Origin of the sequence: Cryobacterium aureum (assembly GCF_002954245.1) — a bacterium.
Taxonomy (GTDB): domain Bacteria; phylum Actinomycetota; class Actinomycetes; order Actinomycetales; family Microbacteriaceae; genus Cryobacterium; species Cryobacterium aureum.
In genome coordinates, this window is sequence record NZ_PPTG01000029.1 from 362,666 (window position 1) to 377,616 (window position 14,951).

Annotated in this window: 15 protein-coding genes; 9 read left to right on the top strand and 6 right to left on the bottom strand. The window is 60.2% G+C overall.

The genetic code is table 11. The features are described from left to right. Positions 1–144: 144 nt before the first annotated feature. Both CJ028_RS21440 and CJ028_RS21445 read right to left on the bottom strand, forming a co-directional pair. Positions 145–342 (bottom strand): hypothetical protein, encoded by a 198-nt coding sequence (locus CJ028_RS21440; protein ID WP_240607241.1) that lies wholly within the window; start codon positions 340–342, stop codon positions 145–147. Beyond that, entirely contained in the window at positions 339–938 is a 600-nt protein-coding gene (locus tag CJ028_RS21445) for an MgtC/SapB family protein (protein ID WP_240607242.1), read from the bottom strand. Before CJ028_RS21445 ends, CJ028_RS21440 begins: the two co-directional genes overlap by 4 nt. A 572-nt stretch (positions 939–1,510) precedes the next feature. Here CJ028_RS21445 and CJ028_RS12820 point away from each other — a divergent pair. From CJ028_RS12820 to CJ028_RS12835, 4 genes are all read left to right on the top strand, one after another. Continuing rightward, the gene (locus CJ028_RS12820) at positions 1,511–2,098 is read left to right on the top strand and encodes a hypothetical protein (RefSeq protein WP_105035603.1); all 588 of its coding nucleotides are present in this window, start codon (positions 1,511–1,513) and stop codon (positions 2,096–2,098) included. 187 nt (positions 2,099–2,285) lie between these two features. Further along, positions 2,286–3,482 carry an SIR2 family protein gene (locus CJ028_RS12825; protein ID WP_129590484.1) on the top strand — a complete coding sequence of 399 codons (1,197 nt, stop codon included), beginning with the start codon at positions 2,286–2,288 and terminating at the stop codon, positions 3,480–3,482. Further along, complete coding sequence (locus tag CJ028_RS12830; protein WP_105035605.1) at positions 3,479–5,305, top strand: ATP-binding protein; 1,827 nt, start codon at positions 3,479–3,481, stop codon at positions 5,303–5,305. The genes CJ028_RS12825 and CJ028_RS12830 overlap by 4 nt, the downstream gene beginning before the upstream one ends. A 28-nt stretch (positions 5,306–5,333) precedes the next feature. Further along, the gene (locus CJ028_RS12835) at positions 5,334–5,540 is read left to right on the top strand and encodes a KTSC domain-containing protein (RefSeq protein ID WP_205684030.1); all 207 of its coding nucleotides are present in this window, start codon (positions 5,334–5,336) and stop codon (positions 5,538–5,540) included. 521 nt (positions 5,541–6,061) lie between these two features. On the opposite strand, the gene istB is transcribed toward CJ028_RS12835, so the two are convergent. The 4 genes from istB to mftR all read right to left on the bottom strand — a co-directional run bounded on the left by istB (position 6,062) and on the right by mftR (position 11,049). Beyond that, positions 6,062–6,826, bottom strand: coding sequence for an IS21-like element helper ATPase IstB (gene istB, locus CJ028_RS12840; RefSeq protein ID WP_105035607.1), 765 nt, complete (start codon positions 6,824–6,826; stop codon positions 6,062–6,064). Further along, the gene (locus CJ028_RS12845; RefSeq protein WP_240607243.1) at positions 6,823–7,683 is read right to left on the bottom strand and encodes a Mu transposase domain-containing protein; all 861 of its coding nucleotides are present in this window, start codon (positions 7,681–7,683) and stop codon (positions 6,823–6,825) included. The genes istB and CJ028_RS12845 overlap by 4 nt, the downstream gene beginning before the upstream one ends. A 1,066-nt stretch (positions 7,684–8,749) precedes the next feature. Next, complete coding sequence (locus CJ028_RS12850) at positions 8,750–10,420, bottom strand: GMC family oxidoreductase N-terminal domain-containing protein (protein ID WP_105035609.1); 1,671 nt, start codon at positions 10,418–10,420, stop codon at positions 8,750–8,752. Then, positions 10,417–11,049, bottom strand: coding sequence for a mycofactocin system transcriptional regulator MftR (mftR, locus tag CJ028_RS12855; protein ID WP_092338450.1), 633 nt, complete (start codon positions 11,047–11,049; stop codon positions 10,417–10,419). Before mftR ends, CJ028_RS12850 begins: the two co-directional genes overlap by 4 nt. Before the next feature lie 99 nt (positions 11,050–11,148). On the opposite strand from mftR, the gene mftA reads away from it, so the two are divergent. The 5 genes from mftA to CJ028_RS12880 all read left to right on the top strand — a co-directional run bounded on the left by mftA (position 11,149) and on the right by CJ028_RS12880 (position 14,918). Beyond that, positions 11,149–11,280: a mycofactocin precursor MftA gene (gene mftA, locus CJ028_RS12860; RefSeq protein WP_105035679.1), complete on the top strand. Its 132-nt coding sequence runs from the start codon at positions 11,149–11,151 to the stop codon at positions 11,278–11,280. 9 nt (positions 11,281–11,289) lie between these two features. Then, positions 11,290–11,565 (top strand): mycofactocin biosynthesis chaperone MftB, encoded by a 276-nt coding sequence (gene mftB / locus CJ028_RS21820; protein WP_092453130.1) that lies wholly within the window; start codon positions 11,290–11,292, stop codon positions 11,563–11,565. A 50-nt stretch (positions 11,566–11,615) separates the two neighbouring features. Continuing rightward, a complete protein-coding gene (mftC, locus tag CJ028_RS12870) occupies positions 11,616–12,962 on the top strand; it encodes a mycofactocin radical SAM maturase (RefSeq protein WP_240607257.1) in 1,347 nt (448 codons plus the stop codon). A gap of 253 nt (positions 12,963–13,215) precedes the next feature. After that, positions 13,216–14,049 carry a mycofactocin-coupled SDR family oxidoreductase gene (locus tag CJ028_RS12875; RefSeq protein WP_105035610.1) on the top strand — a complete coding sequence of 278 codons (834 nt, stop codon included), beginning with the start codon at positions 13,216–13,218 and terminating at the stop codon, positions 14,047–14,049. 35 nt (positions 14,050–14,084) lie between these two features. Further along, positions 14,085–14,918 carry a mycofactocin-coupled SDR family oxidoreductase gene (locus tag CJ028_RS12880; RefSeq protein WP_148666442.1) on the top strand — a complete coding sequence of 278 codons (834 nt, stop codon included), beginning with the start codon at positions 14,085–14,087 and terminating at the stop codon, positions 14,916–14,918. Positions 14,919–14,951: the final 33 nt, after the last annotated feature.

Genomic DNA, 14,951 nt, shown 5'->3' on the forward strand with positions numbered 1-14,951 from the left:
GCCGCGGCGCGGCGAAACCCCCGGTGATGTGCCGGGGGTTTCGCGCCTTTTTTGCTGTACTACTGAACGGCGACGAATACCTTGTCTGTGAGCATGCCCGGACGGACGGCGAGGACACCCTGGCCAGCGGTGGCAGTCGGAACCTCAATGGCGACATCGCCTGTTGCCTGTTGCGGTGCCGTCTGTGTAGAGAGTGCTCATGGTGTCGATAGGCGTCGGTGCCGTGACGAATTTATCGAGCCCGTTGACGGTCGTGCCGTCTGCCGTGACGTATTCGACCGACACGAAGGCGGGCATACCCCCGTCAGGGTCGTTGCCGATGTAGGTAGTGGAGTAGTTCACAAGGATGTACTCCGAGCCCTCGGTCGGTGCCTTATTGAACTGGTTGCCGGCGAGAACCAGTCTGTAGAAGCGAGGGTGACGGAGTTGATCACGACCCGCCAGTCGTCAGACTCAATAACCGAACCGATCGGGTAAGGGTTCTTGCGGGTTTCAGCGTCGTCGGCCGGCTTGTTCTCTGTTGCCTTTGCATCGGCGCCCGCACCGTCGGACGGTTCGACGACTGTCGTGCCGCCGCTGCCGAAAGCGTCATCGACCGACGACGCGACGACGGCAAGAAACACGCTGACCCCGACGACCGTTCCCACGATCGAAACGATCAGGGCGGTGATACCCATCCATTTGCCCTTGCCCTTGAGGAACAGAGACACGAGGGCCAGAACGAATGCGATCGGCAGGAGTATCCAGCCGATGATCAGGGCACCGGGGATGCAGGCGAAGATGAACCCGAGCGCCGCTGCGATAAGCGCGACGAGTCCGACTACGTTCAGCGGTTTCTTCACCTTCGCCGGCCGGGCCGGGGGCACCTGGGTTGTGTTCGGACTGGATGGTTCCGGCGCAACCGGAGCCGGTTCGGTCGTGTTCAGATCAATGCTCATGATTACCTTTCGAAGCCGACTCAAGAAGGAGTCGCCGTGATGATGTATGCGACAAGTTGGGGGTCCGGCGATTTCAATCAGACGTCGAAATTAGCCATCCACGCGGGCGCATCGAGAGATCCCCTCCCCCGGGGAAACGCTGCCGCCATGCCCGAAAACTAGCAGAGCGAGCGTCCCGACTCGTCGCCCGTTGGCGTTTCGGATTGAGATGTGCCTCTCATCGGGGGTTCATCGAAAACATCAAGCAATCATTCAGACTGAGACCCATCATTACGTGTCTGAAGCGCACAGTAGGGTCAGATCAAGGCAAGCCCAACACCCCCGTGTTCGCATGGGGAGCCCTCCGCCGCCGCACCACACGTTCCAGGAGTGCCAATGTCTCACTTTTGGAGAGTCCGACATCCAATTGGGACTTCCTTGTTGTTCCGCGAACTCCAGCGGTGGTTCAAGAGCTACCTCCGGAATTGGGCTTTCATCCGGTCTGTTGCGTCCTTGGATCGGTCGCATGGACTCGTTCGCGGGGTAGCGTCACACCGGACAGCATGCGACGGATCATTCGGTACGGTTGCCATATGTTCATTCCTCCCCTGGTTGTCGCAGTCGCCTACGCGGTTTCTGCCCTCCTCTCAGCAGGCGGCCTCTTGCTGGCCTTCGGGCCAGCATTGCGGGCATTGCAGGGCACCTATCTGAGTTTGGAAACAGCCCTAGTAGGAATTCACGATGTTGCGAGTAATTCCGAAGAGCACGCGAAGCGGATTGCCCTGTCCAACCAGATCCTGATGGAGCTCGCTCCTAATCTCAGCCTGGACTTGCTCGCCGAGACCCGAGAAGTGCGCGACCGATACTCTCGCGAGCGTCAAAGCCATCCAGAAAACAGCAGGCTGGACAGTCAGGAGAACGAGATTCGCGAAATGGAGATCCTTCGATCCCGATTCGCGGAGAAATCCGGCGACTTCATGAAGGCAGCCGAAGAACTCGGGACTTCAGCGGCCGCTGACTCGTTGAACCTGAATCAGGATGACCATGGCGTCCCTGGCTTCACCGTCCAGTCGAAATTGGCAGTGATGGAGTACAGGCGAGCGCTGTGGGGTCTCCGCCTTGCCGTCTGCGGGCTGTCCCTGGGAGCGATTGCCGGAATCGTCTCACTGAACTGGGCTTGATAGGGGTCCGCAACATCCCGACTGCCATCTAAGGGAACTGTTACCCCATCGCCCCTTCGATTTCACGGGCTCGTCAGGGGGAATACCGTTCGAAACGTCGAGCGCACGCCTCATGCTTTTGGGACCGCTATGTTCAATTCATAGGCTCGATTAGAAATCATCCCTGGGGGGATAGGCAGGATGCGCGTTGGTCACCTTTAACCCGGTTCGCGAAGTGGCAAAACTGCGTGAGCATCTGGCCTCAGGAGACAAACTCATCTCCTTCCTTTTCGGAGCAGGAACTTCAAGCGCGGTCTCAGCCGCTGACGGCCAGCCGCTGTTCCCGCTGGTGTCTGGACTGACGCGCGGTTGTCAAGAAGGCGTCGCGCTCATGGGCGCCGAATTCGCCGCAGCCTGGAAAGCCATCATCGAGGGCTTACCAGCAGAGAAGCGCACTATTGAGGACATTCTGTCCTTCGTTCGGCAGATGCAGAGCGCCGTGCTGGATGATGACAAGCTTGCGGGGCTTTCGAAGACACAAATTTCGCAGCTCGAAACGACGATTCGGGAGACAATTTCCCGATTGGTGCGCCCCGCCGCGGACAGATATCCAAAGACTCTGCCACACCACGCCGTAGCCCGGTGGATCCAGAAGATTGACCGGGTACACGCAGTGGAAATCTTCACAACCAACTACGACACACTGTTCGAGAGAGCGCTAGAAGACTGCAAGTTGCCGACGTTTGATGGCTTCGCTGGGACATACGAACCGTTCTTCTACCCTGCTAGCCTGCGGTTCCAGTCTGCGAGCCCCGGGTCGGATTGGACGCGCATCTGGAAGGTGCACGGTTCCGTCACTTGGACGTCCAAGGAGAATGGAAACGGTGGGTTTTCCATCGTTCGCGGGCCCGAGAGCGCGTCCGGGGAGATGATTCTTCCTTCAGTCCTGAAATACGACGAGTCCCGCAAGCAGCCCTACGTGGCCATGCTGGATCGACTGCGTGACGTCCTAGATAAGCGTGAGGATGGGGTGCTTGTCACCTCCGGCTATTCCTTCGCTGACCAGCACATCAATGAAATCCTCTTTGAATCGCTTGCTCACAATCCTCGTCTGCATTTGTTCGCCTTGTGCTTTGACGATCTGCCAAGTTCGAACCAATTAATCCGGACGGCGAAGACTGCCACGAACGTCCTCGTGCTCGGCCCCAAGCGCGCGATTGTTGGCGGCCGCGAGGGAACTTGGAAGGTTGCCGATGCTGACGAAGCGGCGCTTCGTATCCCCGGGCTCTTCGACCTGGAAGCTCCCGAACCCAATGCCGAGGTTGATCTCACTTCGGGGACGCTGCGGTTGGGGGATTTCAATGTCTTCTGTGACCTCCTGGATCAGATAGCCGCCAAACCGTGAAGACGCAGCGATTGGCCTCGGCCACCTTTATCGGCATGGTTAACTCTGTCCGCGGAGGCGAGATCACGGTAAAGCTGCGCGACGTCCCAACGACGTTGGTCATGGTGGACGGTTCCTCACATCGAATCGGTCAAATCGGCGGATTCGTGCGGATTCCTCTTGGTTACACGCAGCTTTACGGCGTGTGCACGCAGGTTGGTGCCGACGTTTCACGCACCGTGATGATGCCGGGTGAAATCTCCTCTGAGGAGGATTCTGACCCCACGGGATTCCGGTGGATGACGGTCGTCTTGTTCGGCGAGTCGACTGAATCGACCTTCGAGCGAGGCGTTGGCCAGTATCCGACGGTCGGAGACGAGGCCCACCTAGTCACCTCGTCAGATATGGAAGTCATTTACTCAGGCTTGGACGTCACGACGTCGTCGGTCTCGCTGGGTCACATAGCCGGTGCTCCTGACATTCCCGCGGTGCTCAACCTAGCCGCGCTGGTCACTCGACATGCATGCGTCGTCGGGTCAACGGGCTCAGGAAAGTCAAACCTGATGGCGGTCCTCCTCCGCGGAATAGCGTCCAGCGGGCTGACGTCTGCTCGCGTCCTAGTCGTGGACCCGCACGGTGAATACTCGTCGGCACTGGAGGCTGGCACATTCACGAGCCTGTCAGTGCAAGTAGGCGCCTCAAGCGGACTACGTGTTCCCTACTGGGCCCTCGGGTTCGATGAGCTCTCTCGCGTCGCGTTCGGGCCGATGAGTGATTCCACATCGGAATATTTCCGAGAACGCGTGCGGGCGCTCAAGGTTGAATCAGCCCTTCATCTCCGAACGCCGGTATCTGAAGAGATGGTGAGTGCAGACTCGCCAATCCCCTTCAGCATTCGTCGCCTCTGGTTCGAACTTCGCGCGGTCGAAGATGTCACCTACATTGCGCCCGCGCAATCGACCGCTACTGAATCAACCCCGATTCGCGGAGGCGATGCCGAAAAACTCTTGGCAACGACATATCCGAGCGCCGGGCTCGGAAGCTCCGCGCCATTCCTGAACAAACTGCGGAAAGGGATCACCAGGCAGCTCGACTATTTGAAGGCGAGACTCCTGGACCCCCGATTCACCTTCATGTTCGGGCCGGCGGACGACTACCATCCCGACCTCGAAGGCAAGGTCGCTGCCGACCTCGATGGCCTCATTTCGGGATGGATTGGGCACTCTCAGCCAATCACGATTGTCGACGTATCCGGGCTACCTCCTGAGGTTCTCGAGACCGTCGTGGGTGCAATGCTCACTTTGATTTACGAGGCTCTCTTTTGGGGGATGAACCTTGACGTGGGCGGCAAGAAACAACCGCTCCTCGTGGTCGTGGACGAAGCGCACCGATTTGTGCCATCTGGGGCGAATTCAGTCAGTTCCCGAATCTGCAATCGCATCGCCCGAGAAGGCAGGAAGTATGGTGTGGGGCTGATGGTCGTGACGCAGCGCCCGTCGGACATCGACCCCGGGATCCTAAGCCAGTGCGGATCCATGATTTCCCTGCGTGTCACTAACGGCCTGGATCGCGCAGCAGTGACGTCCACCGTTTCTGACGACCTAGGCAATCTGACGGCGCTCCTACCCTCTCTGAGAACAGGCGAATGCCTCGTGCTTGGGGACGCTCTGCAAATTCCTTCAAGAGTGCGCGTCACAAAGGCACCCAGCCGCCCCGTCGGGGATGACCCTGTCCTGCCGCAGTCCTGGCAGCTCACCCGCCCGCCCCAAGGCGGCTATCAACTCGCGTTGGAGGGTTGGCGCGCTCAGGAATTGGCTCAACCGACCCCAGCGGTTAATCCCTGAAAGCACAGTAAGGACGACAATGCCGGAAATGATCCCCACGCCCGAGAGCTCGAACGTCGAAGCCATTGGCTACGATGAGCGCAACGAAGAGGTGTGGGTCACGTTTCGCACTTCCGGCACGTACTCCTACCCCGGCGTACCGGAGCACGTCTGGGAGCAGTTTCAACAAGCCGATTCAAAGGGCAGGTTCGTCAACATGGTCCTCAAAGTAGATTTCGTCGGCAATAGGGCATAACCCGACACCTCACCGATAACGTTCGACTATGTCAACAAGTAAAGAGGCTATGGCAGAATCTGCCGAATGGAGCTCCCGTCATGTCCTGTCTCATCTAAGTCAAGTCAGTCTCATTTTTGACATCTATGCTGCTTGACGCCAGGGACAGCTTGGACCGAGCCGCTCCTGCTGCATCTGGGCCTCGCAGCGTAAACACGTCGGGCTCGGACCCGGAGCTGAGTGAATCGGCAAGTTGACGTCAACGCCGTAAACAAAATCTAAGTCGGGGGAACTGACGCAAACGAGGCGACCGCCGACTCGAAATGATCAAACATGACGTGCCGTCGCGGCGCCTCTATATTCATGACTTCAAAAGCAGAACCACGTTTTTCGATGTAACCGAGCACCTTCTTGGGTGACCTTTCGTGGCAGCGGCGGTCGCCGACACGCCATTCATGATCGGACAGACTGCGGACCTGTTAACGCCAACTGAAAATGGGGCCATTTGTGCCAACTGAAAACAGGGCCACTTTCGTGTGGTTCTAGTGTGCCGTAGTTGCGGCGGGTTGGTGTTGCTTGAGCCGGTAACTGTTGCCTTTGAGGCTGATGACGTCGGCGTGGTGAACGATGCGGTCGATCATGGCGGAGGCGATGGTGAGGTCGCCGAATACGTCGCCCCAGCGAGCGAACGGTAGGTTGCTCGTCAAGATCAGCGACGCGTGTTCGTAGCGGGAAGACACCAGTTGGAAGAACAGGTTCGCGGCGTCCTGGTCAAAGGGGATGTAGCCGACCTCGTCGACGATAAGCAAGCTGTAGCGGCGTAGCCGGGTCAATTCGGCGGCGAGTTTGCCCCGCGAGTGGGCTTCTTGAAGTCGGGCGACCCAGCCTGTCGCAGTATCGAAGAGGACCCGGTGGCCAGCCTTGGCGGCCTTGATCCCGATGCCGACGGCGAGGTGCGTTTTCCCGGTTCCAGGAGGGCCGAGCAGGACAACGTTCTTCGCTTCGGTGAGGAACACACTCGTGCCCAGGTGCGCGATGAGGTTCCGGTCGGCAGAGGGCTGGTGCTCAAAGTTGAAGTCCTCGAGGGTCTTGAACCCCGGAAACCTCGCGGCATTGATCCGAAGTCCGGCACCAGAGGCTTCGCGTTCGGATACTTCTTTGGAGAGCACCGCGGCGAGGTATTCCTCGTGGGACCAACCCGCGTCGCGGGCCTGGTCGCCGAGGCGGCGGAACGCTTCGCTGATCCGGGGTGCTCTTAAGGCGCGGGCGTAGTACTCGATCTGCGAGGCCGCTTCCGGGCCGATCATGACGCGACCGCTAGGTTGTCCGGGGCGGTCTCGAGGTCAACGTCAATGTCAACACGGAACAGGTCGTCGTAGCGGGCCAGCGAAGCCGTCTCGACGACGGCCGTGATGACGGGCCGGCGGGCGCGTTGGGCTTGGAACTGGGTGCGTAATTCGGCCGCGCGGGCAACGTGGGCGGGGTCGGTGACGGTCAGGTGCCGCGCCCACTTCCGGCAGTGCGCGGCGATCAGGACTCCGTCGTGATGAACAGAGATGGTGTCTAGGCTCGCGCTGACGTCCACGACGCGGCCGATCATGGCCGGGTCGACGGAGTAGTCGTTACTGAACGCACGAACGTAATAGTCCCTCGGCAGTCGGATGCTGTTGCGAAACATCACCTCAGGTGCCATCGGCGGGAGCCCGCGCATCGCAGCCCGATCACGGCTGATGAGGTCGTTGGGTCGGCCCCGGCGGGACCGGGACAGACGGTTGTTCGCCAGGGGCAACCACGCGGCGAGCTGCTCGTTGAAGTCATCGGGCGAGGTGAACGTGCGCCCTGACATGAAGCGGCTGCGGAAGAACCGATTCATGCGTTCAACCATGCCCTTGGACTCCGGATCTCGCGCTTTGAGCAGCTTGATCTGGGTGCCCAGCGTGCCCGCGAACGCGGCTGCCGGTTCGGTGAGTTTCCCGCGCCCGATCCCTGACTCGTTGTCCCACGTCAACCGGGCAGGGACAGCTTCGGCTTCCCGCAGCAACGACCACATCCCGCCCAGCAGATCTGGCGTCGTCCGCGACGGCAACATGCGCGCCTGAATGAACCCGGAAAACGTCGACGTCATCACCAACACCGGCGGCGCAGCCGCCTGGTCATGACCCATCGGGAGGTCCTCGTGCGGGAACCAGAGATCACATTGAATCTGAAACCCGGGCGGGTGCACCAGTCGATCCGCGGGGTCCGGCACCACGTATTCCGGGCGGAGCCTGGCGACCTTGGACCGAAACAACGAGGGCGACCCCGACCACCCCACCCGCTCGGCTGCGGTCGCGGCCGGCATCATCGGCGTGGCCGCGAGCAACACCCGAACCTGACTGGCGAACGCGTCAAAACTCGACCCCGTCGGCTCCCGCTGATACGTCGGCGACCGATCCACAGCCAACGCCCGATCGACCGTTCCGCGCGACACCCCAACCAGCCGCGCGATCTCCCGTTTCGAATGCTTCCCCGTCAAATGCAGGTGGCGAATCTCAGCCCAATCATCCAATTTGATCACCTTCCATAATGGTTGGTGGCCCTATTTTCAGTTGGCGTTCTTGGCCCTATTTTCAGTCGGCGTTAACAGGACCTCGAGATCTCCCGTTGCGCACGGTTCATGATCCTGATTCGACATTGAATCTCCTTCGTGATGAGCAGCCCGGACCGGCGGTACCTCAACCAACTCCGATGCCGCTTGCATCTCCCACCCAACATAGCCCCCTCCTATGGCGGCATGCCGTTGCCAGCACATGCAGCGCCAACCAATCGCCGTCATCGGCGACAGCGCTGCGCAAAGTCCGAACCGACTTCACGCAGACGGTGTGTCGGCGGCCATGACAGGCTGGGCGTTTTCCAGCCAACGTCGCAACACCTGAGTTTTAGGAGTAGCGATGACAGACGGTTCCCGAAGCCGCAAGAAGGTGACCGGCGCTGCCGATGGTAGAGACGCGCGTTGAATATGCTCGGCTAATGAGGCAAGGAATCAGTAACGCCTAGGCGTGCCGAATGTTGAAGATCAACCGGCGTACGGGGATGCGTTGGCGTCACGGCCGGACTGTGAAGAACGCCCAGGGGCGTTGATTGTGGGCGCTAGATCCTGTGCAGGGCTTGTGAACGATCTTCCCTTCTATCGGCGTTGGAATCGTCCTCTGGGCGATAATCATCGGGGTACAGGCCGTAAAAAGTACGCCTTACATTCCGCGGCGAATAAAGTCGGCCACGCGCTCCCCGATGAGAACGGCGGTCGCGGCCGGTCCGCGCATGGGCGTGGTCGGCAGGATCGAGGTGTCGGCGACGCGCAACCCCTCGACACCGTGCACGCGCCCGTATTGATCGACGACGGCCCCAGGATCATCTGCTGGCCCAAACCGTGCACTGCCGCAGAGGTGAATGGCGGTGCCCAAGTGGGAGCGCAGCCAATCATCGAGCAGTTCATCGCTCTCGAGCACGGTGTCGGTCAGTTCGGTCAATCGCTTAAACAGGTGCCCGTAGGCATCTGTTCGCAGCAAATGTACCGCCACCCGCACAGCTTCGCGCATGCGTTTGAGGTCGTGTTTGGTCGAGAGGTAGTTGTAGTCGATGCGCGGTTGCACGTCTGGGTCGTCCGACTCGAGGCTGATACGTCCGCGCGAGGTCTCTGACTGCACGGCGACGAGCAGCGCGAGGTCCCCCCGGTGAGCGATCTGGTTCGCGAAGCGCCGCATCGACACCCCGCGCATCGCCCGAAGTGATCGAAGCGGATGCCTCGCTGCGGCGCGTACCCCGACCATGATGCCGCGCGCGCTGCCAGTCAACAGATACCCCATCGGTTTAAGCATCGGGAGAATCTCCAGATTTCCGGGCGCAGTAGAACCGGTCGCCGTGAAGTTCAGGCACGACGCCATCGACTGCGACGTGCGATAGTCAACGATCTGTCGGCGCGGCTGCCACAGCACGGCGATATCCGGGTGATCACTGAAATTCGCCCCGACCCCGGGCAAGTCGCGCACGACTGAAATGTTAAATTGTTCCAGTTGCTCCCGGGGGCCCACCCCTGAGACCAGCAGCAGGTGAGGTGATTTGATCGCGCCTGCCGAGAGCACAATCTCTCGGCCTCGCAGCTGAACGATCCCGCCGCCTCGCGCGACCTCAACACCGATAGCTCGCGTTCCCTCGAACAGTACACGGCGCACGTAGCTGTCACCCGACACCGTGAGGTTTCTGCGGTGCCGCACCGGATTCAGGTAGGCGATCCCGGTGTTCTGACGCACGCCGTCGAGCGTGTTCATCGGGAGCGGTCCGTGTCCCGGAATACCCTGATCGTTCTTGTCAGGTTCGTCGGCGAAGCCCAGCTCCACGGCCGCCGCGCGAAAAGCGACGGTCACTGGATGGTCCTGCGGAGGCCGACCGACGACCATCGGCCCCGCACCACCGTGAACGGCGGACTCGCCATACTGCAGGTCGGTTTCGATCCGGCGATAGAACGGCAATACCTTTTCCCAGGCCCATTCGGGTGACCCGATAGACCAGGAATCAAAGTCGGCTTTTCTGGCGCGAATGAAGTACGAGCCGTTGATCGTCGATGATCCACCGAGGATCCGGCCGCGCGCGATTGAGTAGGGCAGTTTCGGTATGAGATTACCTGTGAACGACCAATTCTGCGGATGTCCCGGCATTGCTCCCTGCACGGTTCCAGCATCGAGTAACTCGGGCGGGAATTCGGCGGCGGACCGCGGCACCGGTCCTGCCTCAAGGAGCAGCACCCGTCTCTCGGGATCTTCACTCAGTCGGGCTGCGAGTGGGGCTCCGGCTGCGCCGGCACCGACCACGATCACGTCATAGTTCGCGTTCGTCAAGTCCGACACCGGTACTCGTGGGTTCATGCCTGTCCTCCGGGTCCAACTGTTGGTAATTCACCCGACGTGAAACCCTCCTTGAGCAGGAGCAAGGCCGACTCGAGCAGCTCAATGAGGTTGGAGCCGTCAGTTCTGAGCCACTGCTCGTACGCGGCGAGCGATGCACCGAGGAATACCCAGCCGATCACTGTCGGTTCGATCGCGTCGACGGCGACTCCCAAGCGGCCAGCCGCGAAATCCGACACCACCAGGCGCCACTCGGCATATCGCAGCGTGGAGTGCGCCACGAGCGCAGGAACGTTCAGCAGCAGGTTCATCCGCTCGCGATGAAAGGGGACTTCTTCTGACGGAAATCGATTGAATTCGACGACCGCCCGGGCGAGCGCATCGACGAGAGACACGGTCGTGTCCGTAGCAGCGAGGAACGCGCGCATACGCGCGAGTTCAGCGTCAAAGTCACCCCAGGGCAGATCGTTCTTGGAGGGAAAGTAGCGAAACAGGGTTCGACGCCCAATTCCGGCGGCGGTGGCAATGTCGTCGACGGTCGTCTGGTCGAAACCGTGCTCGAGAAAAAGCCGAAGTGCTACGTGGCTCAGGGCGGCGCGGGTCGTCAGCGGCTGTCGGCCCATCCGCGGTGCCACAGAGCATTCATTCATTTGTTTTCATCCCTGTACTTTCGGCACTGAGTGCCACTAGTCTGGTGCATGCACGAGATTTTCGCCACTGATGTCGATTTCTATCGCAAGGAGAACCGCATGGTTTCCGCAAAAAAGACCAGCCCCACCGAATCCGCAACCGCCGGCGCTGAACATTCTGCGGCGTTGGATCTCGAATCCGATACCCTGGTCGAGGAGATCTCGATCGACGGCATGTGCGGCGTCTACTAAATCGCTGACATGCCAGGCCTGGATCTTGACCGGGGATGGGATCTCCATCCCCAGGTATCTGTTCGCCCGGAGCCGTTCGGTGCGCTGCTCTACCATTTCGGTACCCGCCAGCTCTCATTCCTAAAAGATACGACGCTTCTCGCCGTCGTGAGGACTCTCGCCGACGTACCTTCTGCCCGCGCAGCGTGCACGGCCGCGGGCATCGCTGAGAGTGATCTGCCCCGCTATCAGCGTGCTCTCGGCACCCTCGCGAAATCCTCCATGGTCGTTGAAAGGACCTCATGACGCTCCTCGATGCACCCCGAACGTCCCCGTTCGTTCTCGCCCCGAAAGATATTCCCCGAAAGACCGAGCGTCTCGTCGATCTCTTCGAATACGGCCTTGACGCCCCCATCTGTCTCACTTGGGAACTGACCTACGCCTGCAACCTGTCCTGTGTTCACTGCCTCTCGAGTTCCGGGCGCCGCGATCCTCGCGAGCTGACGACGGCAGAGGCGAAGGCCGTCATTGACGAGTTCGAGCGGATGCAGGTCTTCTACGTCAACATCGGCGGCGGCGAGCCGACCGTGCGTCCCGATTTCTGGGAACTCGTCGACTACGCATCAGAGCACCACGTCGGAGTCAAATTCTCCACCAACGGCGTGAAAATCTCCCCGGAGATTGCCCAGCGTCTCGTCAGAAGCGACTACGTCGACGTGCAGATCTCGCTCGACGGCGCAACAGCGGAAGTCAACGATCATGTGCGCGGCCCCGGCTCCTACGCCACGGCTATGAACGCCATGCAGAACATGTATGAAGCCGGCTTCAAGGGATTCAAGATCTCGGTCGTCTGTACGAGCCAGAACATCAGCCAGCTCGACGACTTCAAGGCCATCGCCGACAAGTTTGACGCCCAATTGCGGCTCACCCGCCTGCGCCCCTCCGGTCGCGGAGCGGACGTCTGGGACGAACTGCACCCGACCCAAACGCAGCAGCGCGAACTCTACGACTGGCTCGTCGCACACGGAGATGGTGTGCTCACCGGAGACTCGTTCTTCCATCTCTCTGCTTTTGGAGACGCACTGCCCGGCCTTAACCTGTGCGGCGCAGGTCGTGTTGTCTGCCTCATAGACCCCGTCGGGGACGTCTACGCGTGCCCCTTCGCCATTCACGAAGAGTTCCTCGCCGGCAATGTGCGCTCAGAGGGCGGCTTCCAGGAGGTCTGGCAGCACTCGGAACTCTTTCTCAAACTGCGCGAACCGCAGTCGGGTGGAGCGTGCACCTCATGCGCGTTTTTCGACACTTGCAAGGGCGGCTGCATGGCCGCCAAATTCTTCACTGGATTACCGCTGGATGGTCCCGACCCGGAATGCGTCCAGGGGTACGGCGAAGAGTTGCTAAAGAACCGCAAGGGCAAAGCGGTAGAGCTTCCAAAATCGTCAATCGTCGACCACTCCCACCGCACTACCCGAGCCGGACGCGAAGGAATGGGCTCGGTACAGCTCACACTGAGCCGTCGCGCCGGGATGGTTCCAGTGAACGCCAGCGACTGCGAAGTCAGTCCCCTCGTCGGGTTCACGCCCGAACAACCACCGGCAGGAGCTTGTGACGAGAGCCCACTGGCCGGGATGAACCTGCTCGCAACTTCGCAATCCAGCTGCGCCGGGGAGAGCTGCGGAGAAGGAACGTGCGGCTGTAGTTAGAGTTCGCAACCCAGAGAGACGTGACAAGCGCCCGGTGCGCTTGCGACAGAGAGGCGGGCGTCTTCAGCCAAAAAATGCGTTATCAAGGATCGGAATGCGCGACTGCTTCGGCGAACGGGGGACTCTGAGCCGTGAGGTGCAGCACGACGCAGTCGCAGAGTACGCCTTCCGATCGGATGCCGCGCCGCCGCAACTACCGCGCCGGTCTCAGTCGACTGTATAGAACCTGAACATCAAAAATGAGGAGGAAACCATGGGAAGAGTAGAAGGCAAAGTCGCATTCATCACGGGTGCAGCCAGAGGCCAGGGGCGTAGTCACGCTATCCGACTGGCGCAAGAAGGCGCAGATATCATCGCGATCGATGTCTGTGAGGACATTCCCGGAGCGCCGTACGCCGGGGCCACGGAAGAAGATCTGGCCGAGACCGTTCGTCAGGTCGAGGCACTCGATCGTCGCATCATCGCTACTAAGGCGGATGTGCGCGATTTTGACGCCCTGAAATCCGCAGTGGATGAGGGCGTAGCGCAGCTCGGACGCCTCGACATCGTGTCGGCCAACGCCGGCATCGTAACCGACATGGCACCCACCGAGGAGCTATCGGAAGAGATCTGGACAGACATGATCAACGTGAACCTGTCCGGTGCCTGGCGCACCACAAAAGCAGCAATCCCGCACATCAAGGCCGGCGGGCGCGGTGGATCCATCATCCTGACCAGTTCCAACGCCGCTTTGATGGTCTACCAGAACCTCGCCCACTACACCGCAGCTAAGCACGGTGTCGTGGGACTCATGCGAACGCTGGCCCTCGAACTGGCACCACACATGATCCGTGTCAATAGCATCCATCCGACGCAGGTTAACACCGACATGATCCAGAACGAGGCGATGTACAAGCTATTCCGCCCTGATCTGAAGAACCCCACCCGAGAAGATTTCAAGACTGCATCGTTTGCTATGCAGGCGTTGCCGATTCCGTGGCTGGAAGCAATTGATATTTCCAATGCGTTACTATTCCTGGCCTCCGATGAGGCGAGGTACATAACCGGCGTTGCCCTGCCTGTCGACGCGGGCGGCAGCATCAAGTAAGAATATTCGTTTCACAACTCGACGAGGAGAAGATCATGGGAAGAGTAGAAGGCAAGGTAGCGTTCATCACCGGTGCCGCTAGAAGTCAGGGGCGAAGTCATGCGCTGCGCTTGGCCCAGGAAGGCGCGGACATAATTGCGGTCGACATTGTCGGTCCTGTCGAGTCGGTGCACGCGTACCCAATGGCCACCGAGGAGGATCTTGCCGAGACCGTGCGTCAAGTGGAAGCGTTGGATCGCCGCATCATCGCTACACAGGCCGATGTACGTGACTCAGCAGCGCTAAAAGCGGTGATGGACGATGGAGTCGCTCAGCTGGGACGGCTCGATATCGTGTCGGCCAACGCGGGGATCTTTCAGATGTCCCCGGCGCTCGAGCTTGACGACGCCGCTTGGCAGGAAACCATCGACATTAATCTGACTGGCGTCTGGAACACCTGCAAGGCGGCACTACCGCATCTCATCGAAGGCGGACGAGGCGGGTCGATCATTCTTACCAGTTCGACTGCGGGGCTCAAAGGACTCGCTAACACCGTCCACTACACAGCGGCCAAGCATGGGGTCGTCGGCATCATGCGGACGCTGGCCAACGAGTTCGCTCAATACTCAATTCGAGTGAACTCGGTGCATCCCACAACGGTCAACACGATCATGATCCAGAACGAAGACGTTTGGGGGTTGTTCGATCCGGCTAATCCGAACCCGACCCAGGAATCGGCGGTCGAGGCTTTTAAAAGTCTCAACGCCCTGCCAGTCTCTTGGGTGGAATCGGTCGACATCAGCAACGCGGTATTGTTCCTAGCCTCCGACGAGGCGAGGTTCATCACGGGAGTCACCCTCCCCGTGGACGCGGGCAACCTCGTCAAGTAACCAATCGACGCGGGGCGATGTACTGTGCACCGC